At 42.4% G+C, this 25,666-nt stretch carries 32 protein-coding genes; 13 read left to right on the top strand and 19 right to left on the bottom strand.

Going from position 1 to position 25,666, the window contains the following annotated elements:
• Positions 1-232 precede the first annotated feature (232 nt).
• The 5 genes from FTU36_RS01840 to FTU36_RS01860 all read left to right on the top strand — a co-directional run bounded on the left by FTU36_RS01840 (position 233) and on the right by FTU36_RS01860 (position 3,926).
• Positions 233-2,221, top strand: a complete 1,989-nt coding sequence (locus tag FTU36_RS01840) for an ATP-dependent helicase (RefSeq protein ID WP_180062925.1) — start codon at positions 233-235, stop codon at positions 2,219-2,221.
• Between the two features lie 86 nt (positions 2,222-2,307).
• Positions 2,308-2,559, top strand: coding sequence for an RNA-binding protein (locus tag FTU36_RS01845; protein WP_078189697.1), 252 nt, complete (start codon positions 2,308-2,310; stop codon positions 2,557-2,559).
• Between the two features lie 41 nt (positions 2,560-2,600).
• Positions 2,601-2,963, top strand: coding sequence for an ASCH domain-containing protein (locus FTU36_RS01850; RefSeq protein ID WP_180116696.1), 363 nt, complete (start codon positions 2,601-2,603; stop codon positions 2,961-2,963).
• Positions 2,964-3,038: 75 nt separating this feature from the next.
• Positions 3,039-3,542 carry a DUF6586 family protein gene (locus FTU36_RS01855; RefSeq protein ID WP_111884067.1) on the top strand — a complete coding sequence of 168 codons (504 nt, stop codon included), beginning with the start codon at positions 3,039-3,041 and terminating at the stop codon, positions 3,540-3,542.
• A 105-nt stretch (positions 3,543-3,647) separates the two neighbouring features.
• Positions 3,648-3,926 carry a hypothetical protein gene (locus FTU36_RS01860; protein ID WP_078192732.1) on the top strand — a complete coding sequence of 93 codons (279 nt, stop codon included), beginning with the start codon at positions 3,648-3,650 and terminating at the stop codon, positions 3,924-3,926.
• A gap of 78 nt (positions 3,927-4,004) precedes the next feature.
• Here FTU36_RS01860 and FTU36_RS01865 read toward each other — a convergent pair whose 3' ends face one another.
• The 5 genes from FTU36_RS01865 to FTU36_RS01885 form a co-directional block, all read right to left on the bottom strand.
• A complete protein-coding gene (locus FTU36_RS01865; RefSeq protein WP_180026029.1) occupies positions 4,005-4,247 on the bottom strand; it encodes a hypothetical protein in 243 nt (80 codons plus the stop codon).
• Between the two features lie 176 nt (positions 4,248-4,423).
• On the bottom strand, positions 4,424-6,142 hold the full coding sequence (locus tag FTU36_RS01870; protein WP_180048845.1) for a cation:proton antiporter: 1,719 nt from the start codon (positions 6,140-6,142) through the stop codon (positions 4,424-4,426).
• 142 nt (positions 6,143-6,284) lie between these two features.
• The gene (gene rpmG / locus FTU36_RS01875; protein WP_001205031.1) at positions 6,285-6,440 is read right to left on the bottom strand and encodes a 50S ribosomal protein L33; all 156 of its coding nucleotides are present in this window, start codon (positions 6,438-6,440) and stop codon (positions 6,285-6,287) included.
• 12 nt (positions 6,441-6,452) lie between these two features.
• Complete coding sequence (gene rpmB, locus FTU36_RS01880) at positions 6,453-6,689, bottom strand: 50S ribosomal protein L28 (RefSeq protein WP_000048256.1); 237 nt, start codon at positions 6,687-6,689, stop codon at positions 6,453-6,455.
• 162 nt (positions 6,690-6,851) lie between these two features.
• Positions 6,852-8,300, bottom strand: coding sequence for a coniferyl aldehyde dehydrogenase (locus FTU36_RS01885; RefSeq protein ID WP_180004568.1), 1,449 nt, complete (start codon positions 8,298-8,300; stop codon positions 6,852-6,854).
• Between the two features lie 116 nt (positions 8,301-8,416).
• Between FTU36_RS01885 and FTU36_RS01890 the strand changes: the two genes are divergently transcribed.
• From FTU36_RS01890 to FTU36_RS01910, 5 genes are all read left to right on the top strand, one after another.
• On the top strand, positions 8,417-9,118 hold the full coding sequence (locus tag FTU36_RS01890; protein WP_168377888.1) for a TetR/AcrR family transcriptional regulator: 702 nt from the start codon (positions 8,417-8,419) through the stop codon (positions 9,116-9,118).
• 79 nt (positions 9,119-9,197) lie between these two features.
• Positions 9,198-10,064 (top strand): formyltetrahydrofolate deformylase, encoded by an 867-nt coding sequence (purU, locus tag FTU36_RS01895; RefSeq protein WP_078192727.1) that lies wholly within the window; start codon positions 9,198-9,200, stop codon positions 10,062-10,064.
• Positions 10,065-10,274: 210 nt separating this feature from the next.
• Positions 10,275-11,039, top strand: coding sequence for a TonB family protein (locus tag FTU36_RS01900; RefSeq protein WP_180116697.1), 765 nt, complete (start codon positions 10,275-10,277; stop codon positions 11,037-11,039).
• A 30-nt stretch (positions 11,040-11,069) separates the two neighbouring features.
• Positions 11,070-11,693: a MotA/TolQ/ExbB proton channel family protein gene (locus FTU36_RS01905; protein ID WP_168377886.1), complete on the top strand. Its 624-nt coding sequence runs from the start codon at positions 11,070-11,072 to the stop codon at positions 11,691-11,693.
• Positions 11,693-12,097 (top strand): biopolymer transporter ExbD, encoded by a 405-nt coding sequence (locus FTU36_RS01910; protein WP_078189686.1) that lies wholly within the window; start codon positions 11,693-11,695, stop codon positions 12,095-12,097. The genes FTU36_RS01905 and FTU36_RS01910 overlap by 1 nt, the downstream gene beginning before the upstream one ends.
• Before the next feature lie 86 nt (positions 12,098-12,183).
• On the opposite strand, the gene msrA is transcribed toward FTU36_RS01910, so the two are convergent.
• The 5 genes from msrA to thyA all read right to left on the bottom strand — a co-directional run bounded on the left by msrA (position 12,184) and on the right by thyA (position 15,964).
• Complete coding sequence (msrA, locus tag FTU36_RS01915) at positions 12,184-12,708, bottom strand: peptide-methionine (S)-S-oxide reductase MsrA (RefSeq protein WP_180010195.1); 525 nt, start codon at positions 12,706-12,708, stop codon at positions 12,184-12,186.
• A gap of 159 nt (positions 12,709-12,867) precedes the next feature.
• A complete protein-coding gene (locus FTU36_RS01920; RefSeq protein WP_180062929.1) occupies positions 12,868-13,326 on the bottom strand; it encodes an META domain-containing protein in 459 nt (152 codons plus the stop codon).
• Positions 13,327-13,410: 84 nt separating this feature from the next.
• Positions 13,411-14,481, bottom strand: a complete 1,071-nt coding sequence (locus FTU36_RS01925; RefSeq protein WP_180116698.1) for a DUF4105 domain-containing protein — start codon at positions 14,479-14,481, stop codon at positions 13,411-13,413.
• A 27-nt stretch (positions 14,482-14,508) separates the two neighbouring features.
• On the bottom strand, positions 14,509-15,021 hold the full coding sequence (locus FTU36_RS01930; RefSeq protein WP_180010197.1) for a dihydrofolate reductase: 513 nt from the start codon (positions 15,019-15,021) through the stop codon (positions 14,509-14,511).
• Between the two features lie 100 nt (positions 15,022-15,121).
• Positions 15,122-15,964 (bottom strand): thymidylate synthase, encoded by an 843-nt coding sequence (gene thyA / locus FTU36_RS01935; RefSeq protein WP_180116699.1) that lies wholly within the window; start codon positions 15,962-15,964, stop codon positions 15,122-15,124.
• Positions 15,965-16,523: 559 nt separating this feature from the next.
• Between thyA and FTU36_RS01940 the strand changes: the two genes are divergently transcribed.
• A complete protein-coding gene (locus FTU36_RS01940; RefSeq protein ID WP_168377881.1) occupies positions 16,524-17,036 on the top strand; it encodes a peptidoglycan amidohydrolase family protein in 513 nt (170 codons plus the stop codon).
• Positions 17,037-17,057: 21 nt separating this feature from the next.
• Here the strand turns inward: FTU36_RS01940 and FTU36_RS01945 are convergent, their stop codons facing one another.
• From FTU36_RS01945 to lgt, 3 genes are all read right to left on the bottom strand, one after another.
• Positions 17,058-17,426, bottom strand: a complete 369-nt coding sequence (locus tag FTU36_RS01945; protein WP_180116700.1) for a hypothetical protein — start codon at positions 17,424-17,426, stop codon at positions 17,058-17,060.
• Positions 17,427-17,819 (bottom strand): hypothetical protein, encoded by a 393-nt coding sequence (locus FTU36_RS01950; protein ID WP_180026022.1) that lies wholly within the window; start codon positions 17,817-17,819, stop codon positions 17,427-17,429.
• Positions 17,820-17,975: 156 nt separating this feature from the next.
• Positions 17,976-18,788 carry a prolipoprotein diacylglyceryl transferase gene (lgt, locus tag FTU36_RS01955; protein ID WP_180010199.1) on the bottom strand — a complete coding sequence of 271 codons (813 nt, stop codon included), beginning with the start codon at positions 18,786-18,788 and terminating at the stop codon, positions 17,976-17,978.
• A gap of 93 nt (positions 18,789-18,881) precedes the next feature.
• Between lgt and FTU36_RS01960 the strand changes: the two genes are divergently transcribed.
• Entirely contained in the window at positions 18,882-19,661 is a 780-nt protein-coding gene (locus tag FTU36_RS01960) for an NRDE family protein (RefSeq protein ID WP_078192717.1), read from the top strand.
• Positions 19,662-19,701: 40 nt separating this feature from the next.
• On the opposite strand, the gene FTU36_RS01965 is transcribed toward FTU36_RS01960, so the two are convergent.
• The 4 genes from FTU36_RS01965 to tatA form a co-directional block, all read right to left on the bottom strand.
• Entirely contained in the window at positions 19,702-21,918 is a 2,217-nt protein-coding gene (locus FTU36_RS01965) for a PhoX family phosphatase (protein ID WP_180113545.1), read from the bottom strand.
• Between the two features lie 221 nt (positions 21,919-22,139).
• Complete coding sequence (gene tatC / locus FTU36_RS01970; protein ID WP_180113544.1) at positions 22,140-22,910, bottom strand: twin-arginine translocase subunit TatC; 771 nt, start codon at positions 22,908-22,910, stop codon at positions 22,140-22,142.
• Positions 22,907-23,383, bottom strand: a complete 477-nt coding sequence (tatB, locus tag FTU36_RS01975; protein ID WP_180021083.1) for a Sec-independent protein translocase protein TatB — start codon at positions 23,381-23,383, stop codon at positions 22,907-22,909. The genes tatC and tatB overlap by 4 nt, the downstream gene beginning before the upstream one ends.
• 12 nt (positions 23,384-23,395) lie before the next feature.
• Positions 23,396-23,617, bottom strand: a complete 222-nt coding sequence (gene tatA / locus FTU36_RS01980; protein ID WP_078189673.1) for a Sec-independent protein translocase subunit TatA — start codon at positions 23,615-23,617, stop codon at positions 23,396-23,398.
• Between the two features lie 141 nt (positions 23,618-23,758).
• Here tatA and FTU36_RS01985 point away from each other — a divergent pair, with 141 nt between their 5' ends.
• Entirely contained in the window at positions 23,759-24,640 is an 882-nt protein-coding gene (locus tag FTU36_RS01985) for a permease (protein ID WP_168377993.1), read from the top strand.
• A 36-nt stretch (positions 24,641-24,676) separates the two neighbouring features.
• Here the strand turns inward: FTU36_RS01985 and FTU36_RS01990 are convergent, their stop codons facing one another.
• Both FTU36_RS01990 and rdgB read right to left on the bottom strand, forming a co-directional pair.
• Positions 24,677-24,970, bottom strand: a complete 294-nt coding sequence (locus FTU36_RS01990; protein ID WP_180055641.1) for a hypothetical protein — start codon at positions 24,968-24,970, stop codon at positions 24,677-24,679.
• A gap of 65 nt (positions 24,971-25,035) precedes the next feature.
• A complete protein-coding gene (gene rdgB, locus FTU36_RS01995; RefSeq protein WP_078192870.1) occupies positions 25,036-25,659 on the bottom strand; it encodes an RdgB/HAM1 family non-canonical purine NTP pyrophosphatase in 624 nt (207 codons plus the stop codon).
• Positions 25,660-25,666: the final 7 nt, after the last annotated feature.

Below are 25,666 nucleotides of genomic sequence, written 5' to 3' on the forward strand. Positions count from 1 at the left end.
GTTATTTTCTAAAGTTATAAGCCTATGGATTTAAATAGGTCTTTGTTTTTCTAATGATATTGAATTGTAAATCTACTGATTTTTTACTGTATAAACAATGAAAATTTTAAATGAATAGTCATGGTTAAAACGGTGTGTTTCCGCGTCAAGTTGAGTCACTTTGTAGTCGTCTACGCTGTGAATTTAGGGTAGCTCTGTTAAACTACCAATTCACATAGCACGATGAGACACCATGAGTTTAGCCAACCTGATTGATGAATTAAATCCTCAACAAAAACAAGCCGCAACAACAGAAGCACAGCATAGCTTGGTTTTGGCAGGAGCAGGTTGTGGTAAAACCAAAACCATCGTAGCGCGTGCAGCTTATTTAATTGATCAAGGCGTGCCTGCCAATCAAATTCAAATTTTGACTTTTACTCGCCGTGCGGCCAGTGAAATTGTCGCTCGTGTGGAGTTGGCTCTAGGTGAGCAAGCCAAAGGGTTACGTGCATCAACCTTTCATACTTTTTGTATGTACCTATTGCGCCGTATTCCAAATGCCTTTGGCCTAGAACAGTTTTCGATTATTGATCGTGATGATCAACTCATGATGTTCCGCCTGATTCGTGGTCGTGATGATAAGAAAAACCCCAATCACTTGCCCAAGCCGAAAGAACTCTGTGATCTGTATTCCTTTGCGCGGAATACGCGCCAAAAACTCAGCATTGCTATGGAAAAGCAAATGCCTGAGTACTTTGCGTTGAAAGATCAAATCGCGGATATCATGAAAGAATACGAAGCCCGTAAACGTGCGCGTAGTTTTTTAGATTATGACGATATCTTGGCGATTGTGGCGAAAGCCTTGGCGGAATCAGATGGATTGGTCGATTATGTCGCTTCGATTTGTCGCCACATGTTGGTTGATGAAATGCAGGATACCAATCCGCTGCAATGGGCGTTACTTGAGCCACTAAAAGAACGTGTCAGTTTGTTCTGTGTCGGCGATGATGCGCAGTCCATTTACGGCTTCCGAGGTGCAGATTTTGAAAATATTCACCATTTTAAAGAGCGTGTACCCGACGCACAGATTTTCAAACTCGAAAAAAATTATCGTTCAACCCAAGAAATTTTAGACTTGTCAAATTGGTTGTTGGATGAAAGCGAAATTAAATATGACAAACGCTTAGATGCCTATCGTGGTGAAGGTATTAAGCCGAAAATGCATATTTTCCCGAATGAGTTTGATGAAGCCAAATGGATTGCCATCGACATTAAAGAGCGTCATTACCTCGAAGGCAGCAAATGGTCGGATCATATGGTGCTTGTGCGTTCAAGCTTTGCCGCCCGTCATATTGAAGCAGCCTGTATTGCCGCAAACGTACCGTATCGCTTTATTGGCGGAATGAAATTACTTGAAACAGCCCATGTAAAAGACTTGCTCAGTGTGCTGCGTGTAGTGGCCAATCCTTTAGATGATATCGCGTGGATGCGCTTTTTAACCTTGTGGAATGGTGTGGGTGATGTCGGTGCGAGTAAGTTATCGCAGCAGATTTTACTTGAGCCAGAAATGCAAGCCATTGCAACCAAGTTGGAAAAATTTGGCAAAGTGCCTGACCAAGCGATTCTGATGATGAAGCAAATGTCGGTGTTGAAAGATCAGGTCAAAGAATGTGTAAGCTTGGCTGTTCAAGCGATTTCTGAGCAGCTGGAAGAAAACTATAAAAAAGATTGGAATCGCCGTGTCGGGGATTTTGATCTGGTGAAACAACTGGCATCCAAACATACCCAGTTGAGTGAATTCTTAGAAGAATATGTGCTTGACCCAGTTTCCATTTCTGAAATTGAACGCCAATCTGACAGTGATGTCGTGACCTTAATTACCATTCATTCGGCAAAAGGAACGGAGCAAAAAGTCTGTTATGTGGCGAATGTCACGCCAGGGCAATATCCACATGCACGTGCCCAAGGTAATTTCGATGAAGTGGAAGAAGAACGTCGCGTGTTATATGTGGCGCTGACACGTGCGCAAAATGAATTGATTTTGACCAAGCAAAACTTGAACCACTGGGCGCGTGAAACTGTCGATGAGCAAGGGCGTAAAGTAGAAAGTTACTTTATGAATGATTTAACTCGAAATTTATGTAGTTTGGAAACACACTATAAAACCCGTCAGCAAACCGTAAAAAGTGCGTTAATCGAAAGAAAATCGATTAATTTAGATTTTGGTATCGATCTCGATTAAAATAGATTTTTGACGTGATTTACACGCAAGTTAAAAAGCAAAATAGACAAATGCTTTTTGATGATGCTGTCTATTTGGAAGATTGAATGAAAATTTTAGTACGTAACTTAGAGCGTTCAGTTACTGAAGCAGAATTGGTTGAACTGTTTAAACCATTTGGCGCAGTAGAGTCTGCTGTTGTTGTTATGGATGCAAGCACAGGTAAATCGAAAGGGTTTGGTTTTGTCGAAATGCCAAATGGTCGTGAAGCTGTAAAAGCGATTAAAGGCCTGAATACTTTGAAAGTCAAAGGTGCGGGTATTCGCGTAAAAGCGGCTGAAGATAAGCCTAAAGCATAAATTCAAAAAGGAGCGTAACGCTCCTTTTTTATCGGTGATCTATGAAAAAATGCTACTCGGCCTTGTCGATTGTTGCGCCATCTGGTTCGAACATTGCGTGCGGACGTAAAACGCTTGAAGTCCGCTCATGGCAGCCTGAGCATTTGCCTTTAAAAGATTTAGTGATTGTGGAAAATCAACGCTACTTACATGAAAGTGGAGATGAAGATATTGGACGTGCGGTGGCGATGGTCGATGTATATGACGTTCATGCATGGACTGAAAATGAGGTAGAGCTAGCGCAGGCGACATATTGGGCAGCAGGGTACTGGGCTTGGCGTTTGGAAAATATCAGGATGATCCATTGGGATATGTCTGTTCCTGCAAAGCGTGACATTTATTTAATTGAAATCGATCATCCATAATATTTATTGTGAATTTCCTAAAAATCCGTTTAAGCTTATTCATGTAGAAAAACGCCAAAATTTAGGGAATTGTTCATGTCTCGTGTTGCTCGCTTTCATGCTGATCGTACCAATCAAAAGTTATATTTTAGCCGTCTTGCATGTCAGCAAGCCGAGCAGACCGATCATGTTCAACAAGCTCAGGCTTATCGCGAAGCAGCGGTTTTTCATTTGCATGGTGCAGTACTTGCGTTTTTACAAGAGTTGGTGCGTTACTATCGTTTAAATGAGCCTGCGCCCACGTTAAAGTCGATTGAAACGCTGATGGCTGAAAAAGGTCAGGTATCACCTGAAGTGACTGTTATGCAGCAATTGGCAAAGCAGGGCTTTATTGCAGAGCTGAAACGCGCACATCGTATGTGTCAGTATGCACCTGAACCGTCTGCACCAGAGCCAGAAGATGAAACGTCTTCAAATTTAATTATTAAAGTCACTCAAACACCGCAAGCATGGTTGCCAGATACCGCTATTTTGCGTGAATGGCATCGTGATCTAACCCAATTGATTGATGGATTTCGTAACGAGATGGTGGAATTCTAATCGGACTATTGCTACTTGAAATAAATTTATTTAACCCGATATAAGATTATCTAAGTAATACAAAGTGCAGATGCCTTTATCACCATGTTGCGCATGGAGGGATATATGTCTATAGAACAGTTGAAAGAACTCTTTGGGAACCAGGAAGCAATTTTAGAGCTGGTTCAATTGGAAGGTGGTGAGTTGGCATTGCGTAATGCAGGCTCAGAAAAAGAGCCTTTGGTGACTATCCAATTCAATGAAGAATTACGCAATATTTTGGGCGATCAAATGAGTGTGATCGCTCAGCAAATGATTCAGGCTGCATTGTTTGGTTTGTTAGAAAAACAAGTGGATGAATGGCATGCCGAAGTGGTTGATGAAAAGCCAAAATATATGAGCTAATCATATAGCTGCTGATTTTGTGGATCATGTTGATGAAAACGCACCTTTTGGTGCGTTTTTTTATACTCAAAATGGCACTTAGACTTTGCCCAATTCAGCAGGTGAGATCAGCATCGATCCTAAAAATACAATGAAGACCCCGATGAGCTGTAAGAAAAATGGATTTTTGGCATCTTGCCAATACAAAATCAGAAAGACGATGGAAATGGGATAAAAGAATAGACAGCCCAGTCCCCATAAAATACTGGTTTTAAATGCAGCGATGAGAAAGCCCAGACCGCCAATTAAAATAATGGCAAAGCCTAAATAGAGACTGAACATGTTTATCTTGTTTGAAGTTTTTAAAATGATGCTTTGTTTGGTGTTAATTTTATCAATATATATTTTAAATTCAATTATTTGTAATTTTGAAAATGCTGAATTTTATCAGTTTAAAAAAGGCGATGCTTAAATGCATCGCCTTTTTTGTATCGCCCCTAAGCGTTTTATTTAGGCACTTAGTGTGTCGGTGTTTGATGATGGGCAATTTGGATTTGATTTAAAATATGATTGCTCATATTTTTCGCCATTTCCTCTTTGGCATAATAAACCTCACCGACATTGTCGCGACGAATGACTTCAGCTTCTTCTTTGCTTTCCGCACAAACCAATACTTGGATAGACGGATTCAGCATTTTGGCAATGTCGACAATTTTATGAATATCTAAAATATCCATAGGTGAAATGACCAAAAGGCGTGCGTGTTGAATATGGGCTTGAATTAAAACGCCGGGTTCTGTTGCCACACCGGATACCGCAGCGATGCCTTTTTCCCGTAAGTTTTCCACGATTTCACGATTTTCTTCAGCAATAACCACTTTAATGTTTTCATTCATTAATTCACGGGTAATGCGACGACCGACTTCACCATGACCAATCAGTACCACCTGATCACGTAGATAATCCTGTGAGACCTCATCAGGCAACATGGCTAATGGGTCACTACTACGTTCCAGTAAACGGGCCAAATTCGAGCGCTCACGGATGAGTCGCTGCATAGGCTCGATTGCAGAAAATACAAATGAGTTGAGTGTAATCGAGATTAATGCACCTGCCAGTATCAGGTTTTGTCCTTCCATAGAAAGGAGGTTTAGAGATACACCCAAGGTCGCCAAAATAAATGAGAACTCACCAATTTGCGCCAAGCTTGCCCCAACGGTTAATGCGGTATTGATGGGGTAGCGGAAGAACAACACCAACGCCATTGCAGCGATGGTCTTACCAATCATGATAATGCCGACTACTGCTAAGACATGAAGTGGTTGTTCAATCAAGATCCGTGGATCAAACAGCATGCCGACGGAGACGAAAAACAGAATCGAAAAAATTTCACGAAGCGGAAGAGTTTCTTCTTCTGCACGGTGACTAAAGTCAGACTCTTTGACCACCATACCGGCAAAAAATGCGCCCAGTGCCATGGATACACCAAATACCTTGTAGGCACCAAAGGCAATAGATACGGCTGCTGCAACCACGGTGAGCGTGAATAATTCACGTGAGCCTAAGCGCGCAACCACTTGCATAATCATTGGCACTAAGCGTTTACCAATGATCAGCATGAAGGCAATAAAGCCAGCAACTTTGAGTAAAGTTAGACCTAAGGTCAGCCAAATATTTTCATCGGCACTGCCTGATGTGAGCGGTTGACCGCCAAGCAGTACGGCAGTCGCAGGTAGAAGGACCAGGACCAGAACCATCACCAAGTCTTCAACCAAGAGCCAACCCACGGCAATTTTACCATTGACGGAGTTGAGTAAGCCGCGATCACCTAAGGCTTTGAGTAGAACGACAGTACTTGCACACGACAAACTTAAGCCAAACACTAAGGCTGAGCCCATGCTCCAGCCCCAAAGCATGGAAATTCCCATACCGAGTAAGGTCGCCACTGCAATTTGTAAAATGGCACCCGGGAGGGCAATACGACGGACTTGCATCAAATCATTGAGTGAAAAGTGCATACCCACGCCAAACATCAGGAACATGACACCGAGTTCGGCCAATTGGTTAGCGAGATGGATATCGCCAACTACCCCAGGTGTGTTTGGGCTAATAATAATACCGGCAATCAGATAGCCGATAAGGGGAGGAAGTCGCAGGCGTGCAGCAATATAGCCAAAAATTAAGGCAAAACCAAAGCCAACAGCAAGTAATATTATGAGTTCTACATCATGAGGCACTAAAAACTCCTTAAGCCTAAGTTAAGGGTAAAAAAGACAAGCACAAAAAGTGCCAAAAAGCATTTTGAAAGTTTAGCAATTCGAATAAAAAAAATGCAAAAAAAAACGACCTAAGTAGGTCGTTTTTTTCAAAAAACTAAAATTATTTGATTTTAGCTTCTTTGAAGATTACGTGTTGACGGATTTTTGGATCAAATTTTTTGATTTCCATTTTTTCCGGCATAGTACGTTTGTTCTTAGTGGTAGTGTAGAAATAACCTGTACCAGCAGAAGAAACTAGGCGAATTTTATCACGCATGTTCGTAGCTCCTTAGATCTTTTGACCTTGAGCACGTAGGTCAGCAACAACCTTTTCGATGCCCAATTTGTCGATAATACGCATACCTTTAGTAGTTAGACGAAGACGTACGAAACGTTTTTCGCTTTCTAACCAAAAACGGTGGTGATGCAGGTTCGGCTCGAACCGGCGTTTAGTTTTGTTGTTGGCGTGTGAGACGTTGTTACCAACGACTGGACGCTTGCCGGTAACTTGGCAAACCTTAGACATGGTGTAACTCCATTGATTTAGCCAACAGCAAATCTGTATGGCCAGTCAAAAAAAACATTGAATTCATTCAAGGGGCGTTTTATATCAAAAATGCGCTTAAAAGACAAGCGATTTTGCATAAAACGAACGATCACCTAGTGTGATCGTTCATGCCTTGATCGTTTATCGAAGAAGTGTCTTCGAAATCAGTTTGTGGATCGGCTTATTGAACGGTGGAAGAATGAATTTCAAACTATAGAGTTTTGGATTCGACATCACCGAGCGTTCATGCGACAAACTGAAGAAACCTTCTGGACCATGATATTTCCCCATACCCGAAGCCCCCACACCGCCAAACGGCAGGTCATCTTGAGCAACATGGGTTAATACCGTGTTTTGTCCGAAATGTCCTGAATGGGTACGTGTTGCGACATAGTCGGCACGTGCCTGATCAAAGTCGAAATAGTATAAAGCAAGTGGACGAGGACGGCTATTAATAAAAGCAATAACCTCGTCAATTTGATCATATTCCATGATCGGAAGGATCGGACCGAAGATTTCATGCTGCATAATTTGCATGTCTGGAGTGACACCCGTTAAAACAGTCGGTGCAATTTTACGTACAGCGTCCACATCTTCATTTTGTGGGTTAAAACTGATGATTTGTGCGCCTTGATCACGCGCATCTTCTAAATAACCTTGTAGGCGGTTGTACTGCTTGTCATTAATAATCGAGGTGTAGTCCTGATTTTGGGCAATACTTGGGTACATGGCTTCAACGCACACTTTATAGTGATCTAAAAATTCAGCTGTTTTACCACGAGGTAAGAACACATAGTCAGGTGCAACACAAGTTTGACCTGCATTCCAAAGTTTACCAACCGCAAGACGCTGTGCGACATCTGCAAGGTCAATAGACGGATGAACCAATACAGGTGACTTTCCGCCTAATTCTAAAATCACCGGAACTAAGTTTTCAGACGCTGCCGCCATGACGGTTTTACCGACATTGGTCGAGCCAGTAAAAATCATTTTGTCGAAGGCAAGGTGACTAAACGCATCTGAAATTGGGCCACCACCGTTGACGACTGCGACCAATTCTTGAGGAAATGCTTCTGCGAGAGCTTTTTCTAGCACATCACCGAATGCCGCAGAGGCACTCGAAATTTTGATCATGGCATGGTTGCCCGCAGCCAAAGCACAAATCAGTGGGCCTATAGAAAGAAGCAGTGGGTAGTTCCATGGCGTAATAATGCCGACGACACCAAGCGGTTGATATTGCACCCATGCTTTTGCAGGTTGGTGAATAATTCCGACATGGCGTTTGGATGGTTTCATCCAGTCTGTCAAATGCTTGCTATAATATTTAATGTGTTCAAGACATGTAAGTAACTCACCAATCTTGGTTTCACCAATAGAACGGTTACCATAGTCTTGATTAATTGCATCAGCAAATTGATCTTGATACTTAACTAAGATACGCTTAAGCCGAGCCAAACGATCAATACGTTCCTTCGCTGTAGGCAATGGGTAACGTAAATACGCTTGTTTCTGCTGTTCCAACATATTGTTGAGATGCTGCTGATCAAAAGAATGTGGTGTCATTGAAGTTGTTTTTGTCTGACTATTCATGTCGCACGACCATATCCAAATTAGCGATTAATTAATTTTTAGAGTAAATACTCTAAATAGTCAAGTTACTTTATGTGTTAGTGTTCTAATGCTTTGAAATAAATGGTTGTTTTAGGATGTCTCACACCAAAACCTTAAAAACGAAAGAACGTATTTTGCAGCTGAGTTTGCAGTTGTTTAATGAGCGTAGCGAGCGTTCAGTGACAACCAATCATATTGCTGCTGAACTGGGAATGAGTCCTGGTAACTTGTATTACCATTTCCGAAATAAAAGTGAAATTATTAAGGAATTAATGGAGCAATATCAGCATGAAACGCTAGAAATGTTAGCGCTTCCTGATGATCGTCAGCTTGATGCCAATGATAAAATTCGCTATTTCCAAGTGTTAAGTAGCCAATTATGGGCTTATCGCTTTTTACATCGTGATGTTTATCACTTGGTCGAAAATAATGAAGATTTCCGCAAAATGTATCCACGTTTTGCCGGTCAAGTCATGCAACAAGGGCAGAAAATTTATCGTGCCTTTGTCGATGCAGGCTTAATGCAGATGACCGATTCTGAAATTGAGGCCTTAACCATTAACTTGTGGATCGTGCTGACCAACTGGACCAACTTCCTTTATATGTCTGGCCATATTACTGACTCAAACACTTTGGAAGAAAAGTGGGTGTGGCAAGCACTACGACAAATGGTGTTCTTAGAAGGTGCATATCTACGTGGTGAAAGCCGTGAAACCTATGAGCGATTGCTCGAAACTTTAGGGCCGTCGGACTTATTTGCAAGTCTTTCAAACGCAAAGCATCAGGTTACTGAATAAGACTATTTAGTCTGGCTTTAAAAAGCGTTAGAATACTCGGCTCTTTTTTCAATTTAACTGATTAGTGATATAAACCAACATGAATATGTCGACCGCTAACACAGCACGCTTACTCATTACCTGTGAAGATAAACCGGGGATTGTGCAAGCTGTATCGAGCTTTTTGTATCATCAGGGAGCAAATATTACCGCACTTGATCAATACGCGACTGAAGCTCAAGGGGGGCGATACTTCATGCGTGTTGAGTTCGAATTGGACAATTTACAAAGCCGTAAAGAAAGTCTAACTCAAACATTTGCGAGCAATGTTGCTGAGCGTTACAACATGCACTGGCGTTTAGCTTTAGTCAGTGATGTGAAGAAAGTCGGTATCTTGGTGTCTAAAGTTGACCATGCATTGCTTGAGCTGTTATGGCGTCATGCACGTGGTGGTTTGCCATGTGAAATCACCAAAGTCGTGTCTAATCACGATGCTTTACGTGAATCTGTAGAAAATTTCGGTATTCCGTTTGAAGTGGTTCCCGTGAACAAAGAAAACAAACGTGAAGCTTATGAGCAAATTGATCAATTGATGCAAGGCAATGATTTATTGGTTCTTGCTCGTTATATGCAAATTTTAGACGAAGAATTTGTTCAAAAATGGGAAATGAAAGTGATCAACATTCACCATTCATTCCTCCCAGCCTTTGTTGGTGCGAACCCATATAAGCAAGCGCATGAAAAAGGTGTGAAGTTGATTGGTGCGACAGCGCATTATGTGACTGCTGATCTTGACCAAGGGCCGATTATTGAGCAAGACGTAGAGCGTGTAAGCCACGACTTTACTGTTGAACAATTGCGTGAGTTAGGTCAGGACGTAGAACGTAATGTGCTCGCACGTGCAGTCAAATGGCATCTTGAAGATCGTATTATTGTCGATGGTAATAAAACTGTTGTATTTCAATAAAACGAGATGAATTTTTGAATAAAAGGGCATACTTTAGGTATGCCTTTTTTATATTATGATTAAAAAAAGTCATTAAAACTGACGAATTAATAGTTGCAAATGAAAACACTTCTCATTTATTATTGCCGTACTTTAATTGTGCTAACCGATGAGCATGATTGTATTTTTGACAAAATAAATGCAATCGCTTCTTCAAGGTAACTGAGTTTAATGAGTCAATCTCCCGCTCCAATGATGCAATCACCTAACCCGATGAAAAAGAAAATCATTACTGCGCTTCTCGCTGTTGTGGTAGGGCATATGGGGGTATTGTGGGCGGTCAGCAATATGAAAGCACCAGAACTTAAACCGATCGAAAAAGATCCGATTAAAGTTCGCTTTGTGAAGATTGTTGAAGAGAAAAAACCAGAACCTCCGAAGCCAAAACCAGAACCGAAGAAAGAGCCACCAAAGCCAAAAGAAGTTAAAATTGTAGATAAGCCTTTACCACCTCCACCGAAGAAAGTGGAAAAACTGGAACAGGTGAAAAAGAAAGATGCGCCGAAACCAACTGTTGAAGCGGTCAAAAACGTACCACCAACACCTGTTGTTTCAACTGTGGTTTCTGAAACGAAAGTCGTTCGTGTTGAACCAACACCTCCGGCACCTGTTGCACCACCACCTGCGCCTCCAGCACCACCTGCGCCACCGACACCTAAAACAGTCAGCATTGGTAATGGTGTCAGTTGGATTAAGAAACCGAATGTTCAATTTGAAGATGGTGAATTAAAAGCGTCGTGTACAGTTGAAGTTGCGATTGCAGCAAGTGCTGAAGGTAAAGTCGAATCAGCAACCATTAAAAACTCGACTTGTGGCGCTGCTGTAAACCGTAAAGTGACTGATGCAGTGAAGCGTGCACGTTTATCCAAATATATTGATAATGGTGTGGCAACTCCGACGCGAGTTGATCAACCATTCAACTTTAAACTTAATTAAGATTCCGGCTAACCCATTAGGAGTTCGAATATGAACTTTTCAGTTTATTGGCAACATGCAGATGCAGTCAGCAAAACACTGTATTTCGTGTTACTTGCAATGTCGATTGCGACTTGGACGATCTTCGTTCTTCGTATTATGGGCACACGTCAGCTCAAACAAGTGGCGTATAACCACCTTGCAGATGCACTAAGCAAACTGAAAGCGAAATTTGCTCCTTTGGCTTTTGAACAACGTAAGGCTGTGGCTGAACAAGCATTACTACGTCAAATTTCGGTAGAAAAAGCTAATGCTGAAAAAGGCGTATCTGTATTGGGTACGATTGCTTCAATTGCACCGTTCGTAGGTTTGTTCGGTACAGTGTGGGGTATTTTCCATGCCCTTGTAGCAGTGGGTAAAAGCGGTCAAGCGGGTTTAGCGCAAGTGGCAACTCCAGTCGGTGAAGCTTTGATCATGACCGGTCTTGGTTTGGCTGTGGCGATTCCTGCGGTATTGGCTTATAACATCTGTGTTCGTTTTAACCGTACACTGTCGAATGAATTGCAAGATCAAGCACATGGTTTATTGATTGACACGATGTTGCAACAAGATTCTGCTGCGAAGAAAGAAGACGTGAAAACTGCACAGCAAAGTTTAGCTGGAGGTCAAGCTTAATGGCTTTTCAATTGGGTGAAGACAACGATGCTGGCATGAATGAGATGAACCTCATTCCGCTCATCGATATTATGTTGGTATTGATGATCATCTTCTTGGTGACTGCGACTGTTGCCAACCCATCAATTCCATTAACCTTGCCACAAACGACTGCAGAAGTGATTGATCTGCCGCCTGAAAGCGTAACCATCAGCATTAACTCAGCGGGTGATATCGCTTGGAATGGTGATATTGTCACGCTCGAAGATTTAGAAAGTCGTCTTAATACAGCTGGTCAGCAAGAACGTAAGCCTGCATTGGTATTAAAAGCCGATAAAGAATCACGTTATGACACAGTTGCACAAGTGATGTCGCGTGCGAGTGGAGCCGGACTCAGCGATATCGCTTTTGCCAGTGATAACTAAGCACTGAGTAAAGATAGCTAAAAAAAAGCGACTGAAATGTCGCTTTTTTTTATGTCTCTATTTTGAAAAAATGTCGTACAAATAGATCACTCAGATTTGAGTAGGTCTTGAAATTTGCTACGTAATTTCATGAGTTTAGGTGGTATTGAAAAATTACAGTAGCCTTGGTTTGGGTTACGCGCAAAGAAGTTCTGATGATATTCTTCGGCAGGGTAGAAGGTCGGCATTGGACTGAGTTCAGTCACGATATTGATGCCTTCAGCTTTTAATTCTTCAATACGTTGTTCAGCGATTTGCTTTTGTGATTCGTCTTGATAGAAAATCACTGAGCGATACTGTGTACCGACATCATTGCCTTGACGGTTCAGCGTAGTGGGATCGTGGGTTGCGAAAAATACATCCAGCAATTGGCTAAAACTGATTTGGCTGTCATCAAAATTGATCTGAATGACTTCTGCATGTTGGGTATTTCCCTCACAGATTTGCTCATAGCTTGGATGCTGAGTAATTCCCCCTGCATAACCACTGACAACTGTTTGCACGCCCTGAAGTTGTAGAAAAACTGCTTCTACACACCAAAAGCATCCACCACCAAATACCGCTTGTTGCATAGTGAAATCCTATCTTGTTCCCTGATGTTTAATATGGGGTTATAGCTAAAAACTGCAATGTGCGTCTGTATACTAATCACAAGTTTATGTGCATTAAATGTCTCTGGCATGACTGAACAGTGAATAAAAAAGTCTGCCGAAGCAGACTTTTTTAACGATTTAACGCGGTTGAACAGCGCTTTCATATTGAATTAATAAATTGCCGTGACGGTCTAGCAATTTCAAGGTTTTTCCAAAAACTTGATAATGCGTTACCTTTTCGAGTGCTGAATGGTACTGTCGCTCTAGCCCATTGTTATTGAGACAAGCCATCTGTGTCGCAGCAATCGGGCCAAACGTTATGGTGTCTTTGCCAGCATTATAGCCGCCCATGATACGATTACAGCCATCTGCACCTGAGACACGTTTTGAAGCCGCATCGAATTGAATGCTTGGAATATTATGCGCATTGGGTGCTGTTTTGATTGGGGTGTTGCCAATCTGAGTGGCAATCCAAGTACGGTTTTGTAATAGGTTTAAATTTTCAGTTATGGTGTTGTCTTGTGCAGGCATGCTTTCACAGCCTGTCACCACTAAAGTTGAAACCAAAGTTGCAGCAACAAATATTTGTTTTAGCATCGGAATTTCCCCGTGGAAGCATTTCAATTATCTAAGCAAATATCGCACAGATAAGCTAGCCATATTTGTATCAATATTTAAGAATTACAATTGATTGGCGCTTGGATTAGACTGTGAATGCGGCAAACCTTGTCGGATTAACTTCGAATATTGTTCACTGCTCAGTTGCTTAATTTGAGAGACGCGGGGGTTAACATGGGCTTTTTGATACCATGTTTTCATATCCCAATTTTGGTCTATGGCATGAAGGTCATGCAAATAATTCGGCAAATAACCGGATGCAAATAAGCGGTAATCGGTTGGAAGTTGATGTTTGGAAACCGCTTGAATCATGTCAAATACCAGTGTTGTACAATTACTAGTGAGTGTGTTGTACCATTTGGGTTGAGTCTGCAGTTCATCGGCTTTATGTAGATATTCAATAAACAGCGCCTGCATTTCAGATTTTGGCATGTTTACGGGGAAGAAATAGACCTGTTCTCCGCGTGTATTGCTGCGGGTATAGATAATATCTTTTTCATCTGATGCAATGAGGCTCAGTTCATATTTACGGAAAAAACCACCAATCGCAGAGAATTCTTCATTTTTCTCTTTGCGAATTTCAATCGAAAACGTCAGCGGTGGTCGGTCAGCAAAATCAAAACTGACCAGTGTATGGGCAATTTGCGGTCCCATCCAATACGAGGTAATGATGTTGACGCCATTGATTTGACTCAGGTCATATTGGCGGGTTTCCCAACGCGGGGTATAGCTGCCATCGGCATGCCAGTCGAAATTACGCACATTGTGCAAGGTGATAAGATTGCCTTGGTTTTCATAATGTAGAATTTCTGCTACTTCAGGATTCCATTCACGATCTTGGCGTGCCTCCATGCCAAAATACCAAAATAGACCACAGATAAAGCCCGCAATATAAATCAAGACATCTTTACGACGGCTAAAAAAGTGTTGGGTAATATAGATGCCTAAAATGCTTAGAGCAAAAGCGATCCAGATTCCAATGATAATGCGGCTGCCTAACCAGCCTGCCGGTTGCTGTATCCACAGGGCGGCACAGAGCCAAATCGAAGAACAGAGGACAAACACACTAAATAGAGAATGAAGAATACTTCGCCCTATTTTTTTGAACATTGCTTGTTGGTCACTCTGTTGCATATTTTTCTTTTAGCTTAAGATTTTTCTTTATTTTCGGTAAGTTGCGAACTCAAAAGCAATCCCAGTTTTGTCGTCGATATGTTGTTCTGACGCCACTTTTTGAAAGTCCGCAGGAATTTCAGGATAATGCGCATCACCTTGAACATCCAGTTCAACATGCGTGAGTTCTAAACGGTCTGCAATGCCGATGGTTTGCTTAAAAATTTCACCACCACCAATAATAAACAAACTCGTTGGTTTTTCTGAACTTGCAACATCAGCAACAGCTTGCGTTAATGCCTCGTCGATACTATATGCGACTTTGGTGCCTTCAAATGACCAAGTGTTATCTCGTGTAATTACCCAATTGACACGCTTCGGAAGGGTACGTCCCATAGACTCTAAGGTTTTGCGTCCCATGACCACTACACCGCCTTGAGTGATGGCTTTAAAGTGCTGTAAATCGGCAGATATATGCCACGGCAAATCATTACCTTTACCAATGCAGCGCTGCTGATCCATAGCGACAACGTGCACGATTTCTAAATTTTGAAATGCCATAGTTTGAACTCAAATAGCCGAAATATTTGCCGTCTATTAGAATGCAAAATCCCGCTTGAGGTAAAGCGGGATTTTGCTTTTCACTTGGGATTTCTAAAAATTAAACCGCAACAGGGGCTTTAATCGCAGGATGTGATTCATAACCTACGATTTCAATATCTTCAAATTTAAAATCGAAAAGATCGGTAATTTCAGGATTGAGTTTTAATTGGCACAGACCCATTGGTTCACGTGTCAATTGCAACTGCGCTTGTTCGAAATGGTTGGCATATAAATGTGTATCCCCACCGGTCCAAACGAAGTCGCCTACACCTAGACCACAAACTTGCGCAATCATGTGTGTTAACAGGGCATAGCTGGCAATGTTAAACGGCACACCCAAAAAAACGTCAGCACTGCGTTGATATAATTGGCAAGATAATTTTCCGTTTTGAACAAAAAATTGAAACAAGGTATGGCATGGTGGCAATGCAACATTACCTGCCTCATTTGGGTTCCAACCAGATACGATTAGACGACGAGAGTTAGGATTGGTTTTGATTTCATTGACCAACCATTTAATTTGGTCGAAACCATCTTGTTCATATAGGCCATCGGCTTTTTTGGTCGCACCGAAATTACGCCATTGATGACCGTAAACAGGACCTAATTCGCCAGCAGAACGACCAAAACGTGCAGTTTGTTCTGCTGTAGACCATTCATCCCAAATGGAAACTTTATTGTCTTGCAAATATTGAACATTGGTATCGCCTTTAAGGAACCACAGTAGTTCAATCACGATAGAGCGGAAATGAACTTTTTTGGTGGTGAGTAAAGGGAAACCTTGAGAAAGATCGAAGCGCATTTGATGACCAAATACAGAACGTGTTCCCGTACCCGTACGGTCGCCCTTGTCGCCGCCGTTGTCGAGAATGTGTTGTAAAAGGTCTAAATACTGGCGCATGACTCTCTCATAATTTGCTAAATTTCTTGTGGCACATATTAGCTTGTTTTGCGTGAGGAAGGAACTGCGATGGGCGCTTGAATATGGTCAGGTTTAAAAAATCAGAAACATACGGTGTTTATTGGGTGATGACCAAATTTTGCATACCACAAGCACTGAATTATTGGAGCGAATACGTCTATTAATAACAATTACACCAAGCGTTAACGAGACAATATGTCTGTTAAATCAAGCATGAGCTTAGGAAACTTAAGCTCTATTGTTTTTATATTGAACGATGTTTCATTCGAAGCGTTGAAAAAAATACAGATAAGTTTGATTAAAAAATAAACGTGATTTTTCTCATTGTGAAGAGATGATTTTGGGCTATTATTTCTGAATAAGGGTTTGATATCAAAAATAAATCGATTTGAATTAAAAATAGACGGTCGTATTTAAATGTGAAGATTTGTTTAAGAAATCTTACATTTTTTACATGAAAAAACATGATTTACGCGGTACTATCACCCTCGTTAAAATTTTTGAATGCCTAAATATAGGCGGGAGTGTGGGTTAAAGAATGGCTTATGATCACAATGTAAACTTGAGTGAAGTGCATGCTCCAGTTCAGGCAAATATCATAATTCGTTCTCAGGCGAGTAAAAATACGGGCAAGTCCAATACCACTCAAAAAGCAGCGACTAAAAATGTGGTATCCCGCAATGGTCAGCGTATCGATATCGATCGTTTGACTGGATTTTTACAAGGCATTACCCGCCAAAGAAGTACTCAGAAATGTGCCCGCAGTGTTCGTTTAGCACTTGAGTCCGCAGGGGCACGTTTTAACGGTCACCCCGTTGCCGCAGCAGATTGGGGCAGCACATTACAAAAAATTGGTTATCAAAAAATTAATTTAGCGTTTGATCGACCAAAGAAAGGCGATATTTATATTATCGACCGCAATCAAAGTAGCCGTTATGGTCATATCGCAGCATATTCAGGTAAGGATTGGGTGTCTGATTATCGTCAAGCGGGTTATGCGGTCTATCGAACTCCAAATGTGAAATACAGCTATTACCGCTTAGCGGATTAACAGCCCATGGCTGCAAAAAGGTTAGTCTTCAAACCTTTTTGCACGCTGACTGTAGATCGAGACGATAAATAATCCAATTGCCGCAAAGCCCATACATTGCAGCGCTAAAATCCAGCGTTGCTCATTGGGTAGAAAATAAATTAAGCACACTAAACATAAAATTGGCAAACTAGCCAAACCGCATTTTAATGACGGAGACAGTGTTTTTAGTTTGTCTTGTCTGAGCTTATAAAGCAGATCAATCATCAAACCAATCGCTAAACTGAAGCCCGCAAAGCGGGGATCAAGTTGTTTTTGTTCAGCGCATAGAAAAATAAGTACACAGGTACTGATACAAATGATGAGCTTGATTTGTCGGTTACAGCGCTCAGAGTACCAAAACGTCAGCATTTAAACTTTACCTTCGGATGAAGTTTTCTCGTTTTTATTCAGCAGTGAAATCGGGGAGAGCAGGCAGATCGCCAAAGCCATAAAGCCAATGCCTTGAGCACCCGGAATCAGAATTTCACCCTTATTCATGTTGATAAAAACCAATGCCAACAGCAGTGCAATCGGTATCCACGTCAATAAACGATAGAGCAAACCAGTTGGGTTTTTTGCTGCAAAATGAATCTTGCAATAACGACAAATCAGGAAAATCACGCCTGTACCCATGAACATGAGAATGGCTTGAAGTGTTAAGGGTTCCATCCAATACAGAGCACCTGTCAGTATGGTCATCGCAATAAAAAACAGGATTTTTTTAAGTACAGAAACGCTGGGGTTAAACCAAAATTCAAGCATGGATCGATAGTTTAAAAATAAGCTGAATAAACTTTAGCACAGATCAGTTGTCTAATTCAGTCACTTCATGTGCAGTAAATGCGTATGAAGGAATAAATTTCAGCGCATAAAAAAGCGAGGCTTAAACCTCGCTTGCTTAAAGACATTTAGAAAATATTAATGATTTTTTTGTGGACCCCAGTCATAGATTTTTTTCTGGTAGGCATACCACATCATCCATAGTCCAATCAGAATCATCGGAACTGTCAGGAACTGACCTTTACTCATCCATCCGATGAACAGTTGACCATTGTCCGGCTCACGGAAGAATTCAACGGTGAAGCGTGCGATACCATATCCGATGAGGAATAAGGCTGAAACGGCATAACGTGGACGAGGTTTTGAACTAAACCACCACAGCACGATAAACAGAATTAAACCTTCACAGAGTGCTTGATAGAGTTGCGACGGATGGCGCACCAACTGAAGTGGATCGGTCGGGAAGATCATGCCGAAAGCAAAATTTGGGTCAGTCACTGCACGACCATATAGCTCGCCACCAATAAAGTTCCCAATACGACCAAACATTAAGCCTGTTGGAACGCAGGGTGCGATAAAGTCGAGGGTCTGGAACCAAGTCATTTTATATTTCTTGCACCACACTAACATGGCAATCATGACCCCAAGGAAACCGCCATGGAAGCTCATGCCGCCTGTCCAAACTTGGAATAGCCACAATGGGTTGGCAAGGAACTGATCGAAACCATAAAAGAAGACATAGCCAAAGCGTCCACCAATCACGACACCCAATGCACCGTAGAAAATCAGGTCTGAGACCATTTCTGCGTTCCAGCCGTCACGTTGTTTTGCACGGTAGGTTGCCAAGCCCCATGCAAATAAAAAGGCCAATAAATACATCAGACCATACCAGTGAACTTGTAGTGGCCCCAGTGATATCGCCACAGGGTCGATATTTGGATATGTCAGCATTGCTGTTCCTTGTCATTATGTTTTGCACAGATTTTAGCTGAATGTGCTGAAAAATGTTGTACATTCAATGTGTAAAGATATTGAGAGTTGAATATGTGCATTGTGGCTTTTGCTTGGCAGGTCTTGGATGACATGCCACTCTGCCTGATTTCGAATCGTGATGAGTTTTATCATCGACCGACGGCAGGCCTAAAGCAATGGGTAGATAGTCCGATTATTGCAGGGCAGGACTTACAGTCTGGTGGAACATGGATGGGGATAACCGCTCAAGGGCGTTGGGCGATTGTGACCAATTTTCGTGATGGTCGTGATCAGACCACATATCCCACTTCACGTGGCGCTTTGATTCAGCAATTTTTAGAATCTGAGCAAACGCCCATTCGGTTTGCGCAAGCACTGGAACAAATCCAATGTAATTATGCTGGCTTTAATTTATTCGTTGGCGATGCCACTCAAGCCGTTTATATGAGTAATCGCGGTGAAGCACCACAAGTCTTAGCCAAAGGGGTGTATGTCACATCCAATGGTTTAATGACTGAACATTGGGAAAAGACCCGACATTTACGTAAACGGTTCACTCAAGAATTTTTGCCGATGCTACAAAGCCAGCAACCACAGGCGGACATAGACGCTGCTGCGTGGGATATTTTGGAAGATGAGCGAAAAATCATTCCAGCGCTGTTACCCAATACTGGGATTCAGACAGAAATGGAACATTTGCTGTCTTCAACCTTTATTCAAAGTCCGGTGTATGGCACACGTTGTTCAAATTTATTGTGTATGCGGGATTCACAGTGGCATTGGCAGGAAAAACAGCAGCAGGGTGAGCAACAAGGACAGATCACACAGATAGAAGTGCATTTAAAGCCATAAAAAAAGCCGACGATTCGTCGGCTTATTTTTTAGAGTTTTTTTATGCGGTTTTTTGCGTTGGCTGAGCTTGTTCTACCGCTTCGCCAGCTATCACACCACCATCTTTACGGGTGATGACAACGGTTGCAGAACGTGGGCGTGAGGTCGCTGCAGCATTGGTTTGTGATGCAGGCCAGTGGCTGGTCGGTTCAGCATAGGATGCTGAATCTTCGCCGGGATGTTGCACATTGATAAAAATCGCTTTGTAGTCAGGTGTCATCGTCACACCTGTGATTTCACACTCTTTAGGCCCAGTCAGGAAGCGACGTAAGTTTTCATCATTCAGTTTTGCACCCACAATGGTTTCTTGACCCGATGAGGTCGTGGCTTTTGTGCCATCACCAACTTGACCTGGTAGCGCAGCAAGCATCATACAGTTGGTGGTATCGGTATAAGCACCGTCATCGGTTTGAATCCATAACACACCACGTGGGTCGAACCACATCCCATCGGGTGAAGACAAGTCGTTGTTGTCATTGAGACCTGATAAGTTAATGTTGCTCGCCATTTTTGCTTCAGCACCAAACAGGTAAATATCCCAAGTAAAGCTGAGTGCTGTGGTTGTATCACCATCTTCACGGAAACGGATAATATGACCGTTGACGTTGCCTTTACCACCTTCAGGGTCAGTGTAGTTACGTGGGTTGGCAGCATCTAGTGCATGCGTCGTACCACGGTTCGAGTTATTGGTGAGGGTCACATAGACTTCACCATTGTCTGGATGCACAGCGACCCATTCAGGACGGTCCATTTTGGTGGCACCGACAGCATCTGCAGCAAGACGTGCGAAGGTCAGAACATCTGCTTGTGAACTAAACGGATACACGCTGTTGCTTTGGTTTAAACCATTGACGTTATAGCTCAATTCAATCCATTGACCTTTGCCGTCATTGTTAAATTTGGCAACGTATAACTTACCGTTGTTCATGTATTTGTCACCCGCAGCATAGCCACCGTTGACATCTTTTTTATTCCATTTTTGGTCGGATACAAATTTATAGATGTATTCGCCGCGTGAGTCATCACCCATATAAAACGCAAGGTTATCATCTTCACGTAAGCGACTTGCACGGCAGTCTTCATGTGCAAAGCGACCCAGTGCAGTACGTTTTACGGGGTTTTCACGGCGGTCAAATGGATCAATTTCGACAATCCAACCAAAGGTGTTTGGACCATTACGATAATCTTCTGCTGCCTGAGTACCGGTAACATTCGCTGACCAACGGTCATATAAATCTTGAGACTCATTACTTCCAATCGCTGTTTCCCAACCATAGCGTGAGTTTGCACCCGCTTTTAGGCCATAACGGTTGAGTGCCACAATTTCAGCAGGACTACGTTTGGCATCATCTTCTTTTGCACGAGCGAAGTAACCAATGAAGTTTTCTTCTGTCGTCAGGTAAGTGCCCCAAGGGGTATAGCCATTACCGCAGTTGTTGTGTGTACCACGGGTTTGCTGGCTATTGGTTGAAAATTTCGTGCAAACTAAGCTTGAGCCTGCTACAGGGCCTTTAAAGTCCATTACGGTCGATGCGGTAATACGACGGTTAAATGGAGAATTTTGTACCAGTTTAACGGCTTGAGTCTTGCTGTCTTTTTCAATTTGAATCACAGAAACACCGTGTGCATTGACTTCACGGATGACTTCATCTTCAGGGCGACGACCATCCACTTTGGTTGGGCCTTGTGGGTGTAAGAAGGTTGGATTGATGTATTCATGGTTCATCACCAACAAACCTTGGTCAGACTGCTTGGCATCATAACGTCCAGAGGTGGTATTTAAACCAAAGAAGCTCATACCGTCATGGCAGTCACCAGAGCGGAATTGGAAGCTCGGGCCAGAAGGAACATTGTTATCATCCCATGCTGGGTATGCAGGGTTAATCGAGTCACCCATCGCATATAGTACATGCGCTTGATAGCCTTCAGGAACAGTCACGATATCGTCTAAATTCTTTTTCACTGGTGTGAAATTGAATTTGGTCGGTTTTTGATTTGGATCGGTAACTGGTGGTTTGGTATTGCTATTTGAACCTGAGTCATTGTCATCATTACACCCCGTTAATGAAGATGCCAATGCAAGTGCGACTGCACCACTCGCAGTCTTGGTAATCAAGCTACGACGGCTGATGCGTTGTTCTAAAATGTCACGAAAATGAAGGTTATCCGAAGTGTTGTTATCAAGTTCTTGATCTTCGTTATATGGCATGTTTGTCATGAATTTAAATCCTGGCAAAGGTGTGCTGGGTAAAAGTTGATCACATAAAACTATCGATAAAATATGACAATGCTTTGAAGCTAATGTTGCAAACTGATGAAATAGGCGTTTAGATTTCGCTGCATGTAAATTGCAAAACATTAAATGGGTGCATAAAAAAAAGAGGCTATCTCAGCCTCTTAGGTGTAAAACTCACCAAAATTGTCGAAAAATAAGTTTGTTTAAGGTGCAGATGCACGTCGTTTTTCAATCAGCTTGCCAAAGAACAAACCCAGCTCAAACAGCATCCACATGGGAATGGCCAACATGATCATCGAAAGCGCATCGGGTGGCGTGGCAAACATGGCGACAAAAAAACAGCCGACGATAATAAAACGACGCTTCTCCACCAAGGTTTGAGTAGACACCACCCCGATCAAAATCAAAATTAGCGTGATGATGGGAATTTCAAAGGTCAGCCCAAACACCAAAAAAAGCTTTAAGCAGAAACTTAAATAACTATTGATGTCCGTCATTGGGGCGACTGTTTCAGGGGAAACACTCATAAAAAAATGTAGGATGGAGGGCAGGGCAACCCAATAGGCAAATGCAATTCCGGCATAGAAGAGGACGATACTGCCGAATAATAAGGGCATCGCCAAATGCCGCTCTTTTTCATACAGTGCAGGTTTGATGAAGGCCCAAAGTTGATAAATCACGAAGGGCATCGCGAGCATTAGCGCGACAAAGAAATTCAGCTTAAACGGCGCCATAAAGGTGGCGGTTACATCCGTTGCAATCATGGATGAGGTCATTGGCAGTTGAGCACGCAGTGGCTCTGACATCAATTGATAGCTTTGATTGGCAAAGGGCAATAAACAAAAGAACAGAATCAAAATGAGTCCTGTAATTTTGATCAAATGCCGACGCAAAATCACCAAATGTTTGGTGATTGGCATTTCTTCCAAATCAGGCACAGTGTTCTGTGAATTATTCAGTGAAAGATCTGTCATACGGCCACCTGATATTCTGCTAATGCATCGGTCGAACTTAATGTAGGAGCTTGGTCTGTTTTAATCTCGTGCTTTTTTTTCATTTGGGGTGTAGCCACGGCAAAGATCGTGCTCTGACCACGTTCGATGTACTGATAACGTGGGGATAAATTTTTATTGTCAGGTAGGACGGCTTCTTGTTGTTTTAGCGCAGTCTGTTCTATGGGGTGTTGCGTTTGTTGCAATTCATTCATCTGAGCCTGCATACGCGCTTCGAGCTGTTGAATACGTTGCATTTCTTTTTGCATTTCTTCACGAAGTTCGGACATGCGAAGTTCACGGTCAATATCTGTTTGCACGTTACTGATCAGTCGTTTAACTTTCCCGTACCATTTACCTGCAAAGCGGATACCTTCAGGCAGTTTTTCTGGGCCAAGTACGATCAGCGCAATAATGCTGAACACCAGTAATTCGCTAATACCAATATTAAGCATTATGACAACTCCTTAGCTTTGAACTGAGGAATTGGTTTTATTTTGAGCTTCATGCTCTAGCGTGCGAGGCTCATTAAGCTGTGTGTTTGCTGCGTCTTCATCACGCATCGATTTTTTGAAATCTTTGACCGCGCCGCCGACATCTTTGCCCAAGTTTTTTAGCTTAGAGGTACCAAAGAGTAAAATCACCACAATTGCAAAAATCAGTACATGCCAAATCGATAGTCCAGCCATCTTGTTATCCTCTTGTTGGTCTGCACAACATTTCAGCAGTTGTAGATGACAGTGAAGTGACCAAGATGTTGCAGTTTAAAGACAGCCGCGAAGCTTATGTTCAGTGTTACTATGCATGGATTGAGCAGTGAGGGTGGTGTAGTGGCGTTTCTTCTTCCGATATTGGGTTTTTTAAGTGGTCTCGGATTGGCATCATTATCAGGAACCGCATCGCTCAAATCGATTTTCTCTAGCTTACTTGCACGCTGTTTTATTCCAGCCGTAATCATCTACAACATGGTGTTCTATCAAGCAGGCAGTTTAGCGCTCATGCTCTTTAGCTTTAGTGTTGCCGTGCTGATGTTTTATTTATTTCGCTGGCTGTTAAAAGATAGTTTACGTGCCTTGTGTGTCAGTTATTTGAACTTGGCTTGGCTGGGTTTTCCTTTTGCCTTAGCACTGTTTGGCCCTGAAATTAGTGCAGCGATGGTGGCTCTGTATGTCGGTGGCTCTATCTTTGGCAATATGTGGGCCGTGACAGCCGTCAGTTCAGCCCAACTCCCATGGTCGAGCGTGATGCAAAAAGTGGCGATGTCTCCCCCTGTATTTGCCTTGATGATTGCAGGCGTCTGTCGAATAGTTGGACTGCAGCATTTAGAAGAACATCAGATCTTAGATTGGCTCTATCAAGCTGCAAAAATTGGAATGAGTTTCACGGGGATGTGTGTCTTAGGCATGTGGCTGCGTCAAACCAAGGTACAATGGCGTGATCTGATTAACAGTAGTCGTATTTATGCGATGAAACTCACCGTTGGCGCGGTGATCTGTAGTTTGAGTTATGCCTTTCTTCCAATTCCCCAGATCGAGAAATATATTGGGGTGATGTTTATGCTCTTTTGCTTACCCCCTGCAGCGAATATTGTGGCTTTAGAAACGCATTATCAAGGAACAGGCACTTCGGCGCGTTATATTGCTTCAGGCACGATTATGAGCTGCATCGTCGTCAGTTTTTATGGGTTAATTTTGCATCTTTTTTCGCTTTAAGATGAAAAGTGAATTATAAATGCCCGTAAAGGGCGACTACTTGAGCTGTTTGCGAATCTGCCAATCACGCACGAGGGCATATATCATCGCGATACCTATCAGGCCTGGAAATCCAATTTGACCTTGCGACAGATTAAGCATGATCGACAGTACGATCAACACTGCAAAAATAGCGTAAGTGGTACGAAAGCCTGAGGTGAGCGGGTAGGTCAGTTGCGCCTGGCAATGAGGGCAGCTTAGTTTTTGAAAACCAAGAAAAGAGCGTGTCGGGATTTCAGTTGAAGTGTGATGGCAAGCGTTGCATATGATCTGTATCGGTTGAAGTTCCATAATTATTCTATTTTTATTCAGGGATTGGAGTTAATCTTTGGCATTAAGATTAACTCCAATGCAAATTATTTCAAACTTGCTTTAAATAATTTCATCGCCTGACCACGATGGCTGATTTTATTTTTTTCTTCTTTTGATAATTCAGCACTAGAAACATTCAGTTCTGGCAGCCAAAACAGTGGGTCATAGCCAAAGCCATTTTCACCACGTGCTGCTTCCATCACTTCACCGCGCCAAATCCCTTGGAAAATTTGTGGGAGTGGGTCTTCTGCATGTTGGACCAAAGCCAAGACACATACAAACATCCCTTCGATGGCTTCACCCTCTTTGCGGAGCGGTTTGAGGTCAGCAAGCAACTTGGCATTGTTAGCGGCATCATTGCCATGTTCACCTGCATAGCGCGCAGAGTAAATCCCCGGTGCGCCACCAAGCACAGGTACGCAAATGCCAGAATCATCTGCAATGGCTGGCTTGCCTGAAATTTTCGACGCATGACGCGCTTTGATAATGGCATTTTCAACAAAGCTTAGACCGTCTTCGATGGCATCTTCAATGTTCAACTGACCTTGTGGAATCACTTCAACAGGAAGATTAAGCTCGGCAAACATTTTTTCAAATTCTGCAATTTTGCCTTTGTTATTACTTGCAAGCACCAAAGTGCCTTGAGATAACCAATCAGTTGAAGCCATGTGAATA

This window comes from Acinetobacter sp. YH12096, from assembly GCF_013419215.1.
GTDB classification, from domain to species: domain Bacteria; phylum Pseudomonadota; class Gammaproteobacteria; order Pseudomonadales; family Moraxellaceae; genus Acinetobacter; species Acinetobacter amyesii.

Excerpts from the sequence above, each read along its gene's own strand:
- FTU36_RS01840 (WP_180062925.1), top strand. The coding sequence starts at position 233 with ATGAGTTTAGCCAACCTGATTGATGAATTAAATCCTCAACAAAAACAA.
- FTU36_RS01845 (WP_078189697.1), top strand. The coding sequence starts at position 2,308 with ATGAAAATTTTAGTACGTAACTTAGAGCGTTCAGTTACTGAAGCAGAA.
- FTU36_RS01850 (WP_180116696.1), top strand. The coding sequence starts at position 2,601 with ATGAAAAAATGCTACTCGGCCTTGTCGATTGTTGCGCCATCTGGTTCG.
- FTU36_RS01855 (WP_111884067.1), top strand. The coding sequence starts at position 3,039 with ATGTCTCGTGTTGCTCGCTTTCATGCTGATCGTACCAATCAAAAGTTA.
- FTU36_RS01860 (WP_078192732.1), top strand. The coding sequence starts at position 3,648 with ATGTCTATAGAACAGTTGAAAGAACTCTTTGGGAACCAGGAAGCAATT.
- FTU36_RS01865 (WP_180026029.1), bottom strand. The coding sequence starts at position 4,247 with ATGTTCAGTCTCTATTTAGGCTTTGCCATTATTTTAATTGGCGGTCTG.
- rpmG (WP_001205031.1), bottom strand. The coding sequence starts at position 6,440 with ATGCGTGATAAAATTCGCCTAGTTTCTTCTGCTGGTACAGGTTATTTC.
- rpmB (WP_000048256.1), bottom strand. The coding sequence starts at position 6,689 with ATGTCTAAGGTTTGCCAAGTTACCGGCAAGCGTCCAGTCGTTGGTAAC.
- FTU36_RS01885 (WP_180004568.1), bottom strand. The coding sequence starts at position 8,300 with ATGAATAGTCAGACAAAAACAACTTCAATGACACCACATTCTTTTGAT.
- FTU36_RS01890 (WP_168377888.1), top strand. The coding sequence starts at position 8,417 with ATGTCTCACACCAAAACCTTAAAAACGAAAGAACGTATTTTGCAGCTG.
- purU (WP_078192727.1), top strand. The coding sequence starts at position 9,198 with ATGAATATGTCGACCGCTAACACAGCACGCTTACTCATTACCTGTGAA.
- FTU36_RS01900 (WP_180116697.1), top strand. The coding sequence starts at position 10,275 with ATGAGTCAATCTCCCGCTCCAATGATGCAATCACCTAACCCGATGAAA.
- FTU36_RS01905 (WP_168377886.1), top strand. The coding sequence starts at position 11,070 with ATGAACTTTTCAGTTTATTGGCAACATGCAGATGCAGTCAGCAAAACA.
- FTU36_RS01910 (WP_078189686.1), top strand. The coding sequence starts at position 11,693 with ATGGCTTTTCAATTGGGTGAAGACAACGATGCTGGCATGAATGAGATG.
- msrA (WP_180010195.1), bottom strand. The coding sequence starts at position 12,708 with ATGCAACAAGCGGTATTTGGTGGTGGATGCTTTTGGTGTGTAGAAGCA.
- FTU36_RS01920 (WP_180062929.1), bottom strand. The coding sequence starts at position 13,326 with ATGCTAAAACAAATATTTGTTGCTGCAACTTTGGTTTCAACTTTAGTG.
- FTU36_RS01925 (WP_180116698.1), bottom strand. The coding sequence starts at position 14,481 with ATGCAACAGAGTGACCAACAAGCAATGTTCAAAAAAATAGGGCGAAGT.
- FTU36_RS01930 (WP_180010197.1), bottom strand. The coding sequence starts at position 15,021 with ATGGCATTTCAAAATTTAGAAATCGTGCACGTTGTCGCTATGGATCAG.
- thyA (WP_180116699.1), bottom strand. The coding sequence starts at position 15,964 with ATGCGCCAGTATTTAGACCTTTTACAACACATTCTCGACAACGGCGGC.
- FTU36_RS01940 (WP_168377881.1), top strand. The coding sequence starts at position 16,524 with ATGGCTTATGATCACAATGTAAACTTGAGTGAAGTGCATGCTCCAGTT.
- FTU36_RS01945 (WP_180116700.1), bottom strand. The coding sequence starts at position 17,426 with ATGCTGACGTTTTGGTACTCTGAGCGCTGTAACCGACAAATCAAGCTC.
- FTU36_RS01950 (WP_180026022.1), bottom strand. The coding sequence starts at position 17,819 with ATGCTTGAATTTTGGTTTAACCCCAGCGTTTCTGTACTTAAAAAAATC.
- lgt (WP_180010199.1), bottom strand. The coding sequence starts at position 18,788 with ATGCTGACATATCCAAATATCGACCCTGTGGCGATATCACTGGGGCCA.
- FTU36_RS01960 (WP_078192717.1), top strand. The coding sequence starts at position 18,882 with ATGTGCATTGTGGCTTTTGCTTGGCAGGTCTTGGATGACATGCCACTC.
- FTU36_RS01965 (WP_180113545.1), bottom strand. The coding sequence starts at position 21,918 with ATGACAAACATGCCATATAACGAAGATCAAGAACTTGATAACAACACT.
- tatC (WP_180113544.1), bottom strand. The coding sequence starts at position 22,910 with ATGACAGATCTTTCACTGAATAATTCACAGAACACTGTGCCTGATTTG.
- tatB (WP_180021083.1), bottom strand. The coding sequence starts at position 23,383 with ATGCTTAATATTGGTATTAGCGAATTACTGGTGTTCAGCATTATTGCG.
- tatA (WP_078189673.1), bottom strand. The coding sequence starts at position 23,617 with ATGGCTGGACTATCGATTTGGCATGTACTGATTTTTGCAATTGTGGTG.
- FTU36_RS01990 (WP_180055641.1), bottom strand. The coding sequence starts at position 24,970 with ATGGAACTTCAACCGATACAGATCATATGCAACGCTTGCCATCACACT.
- rdgB (WP_078192870.1), bottom strand. The coding sequence starts at position 25,659 with ATGGCTTCAACTGATTGGTTATCTCAAGGCACTTTGGTGCTTGCAAGT.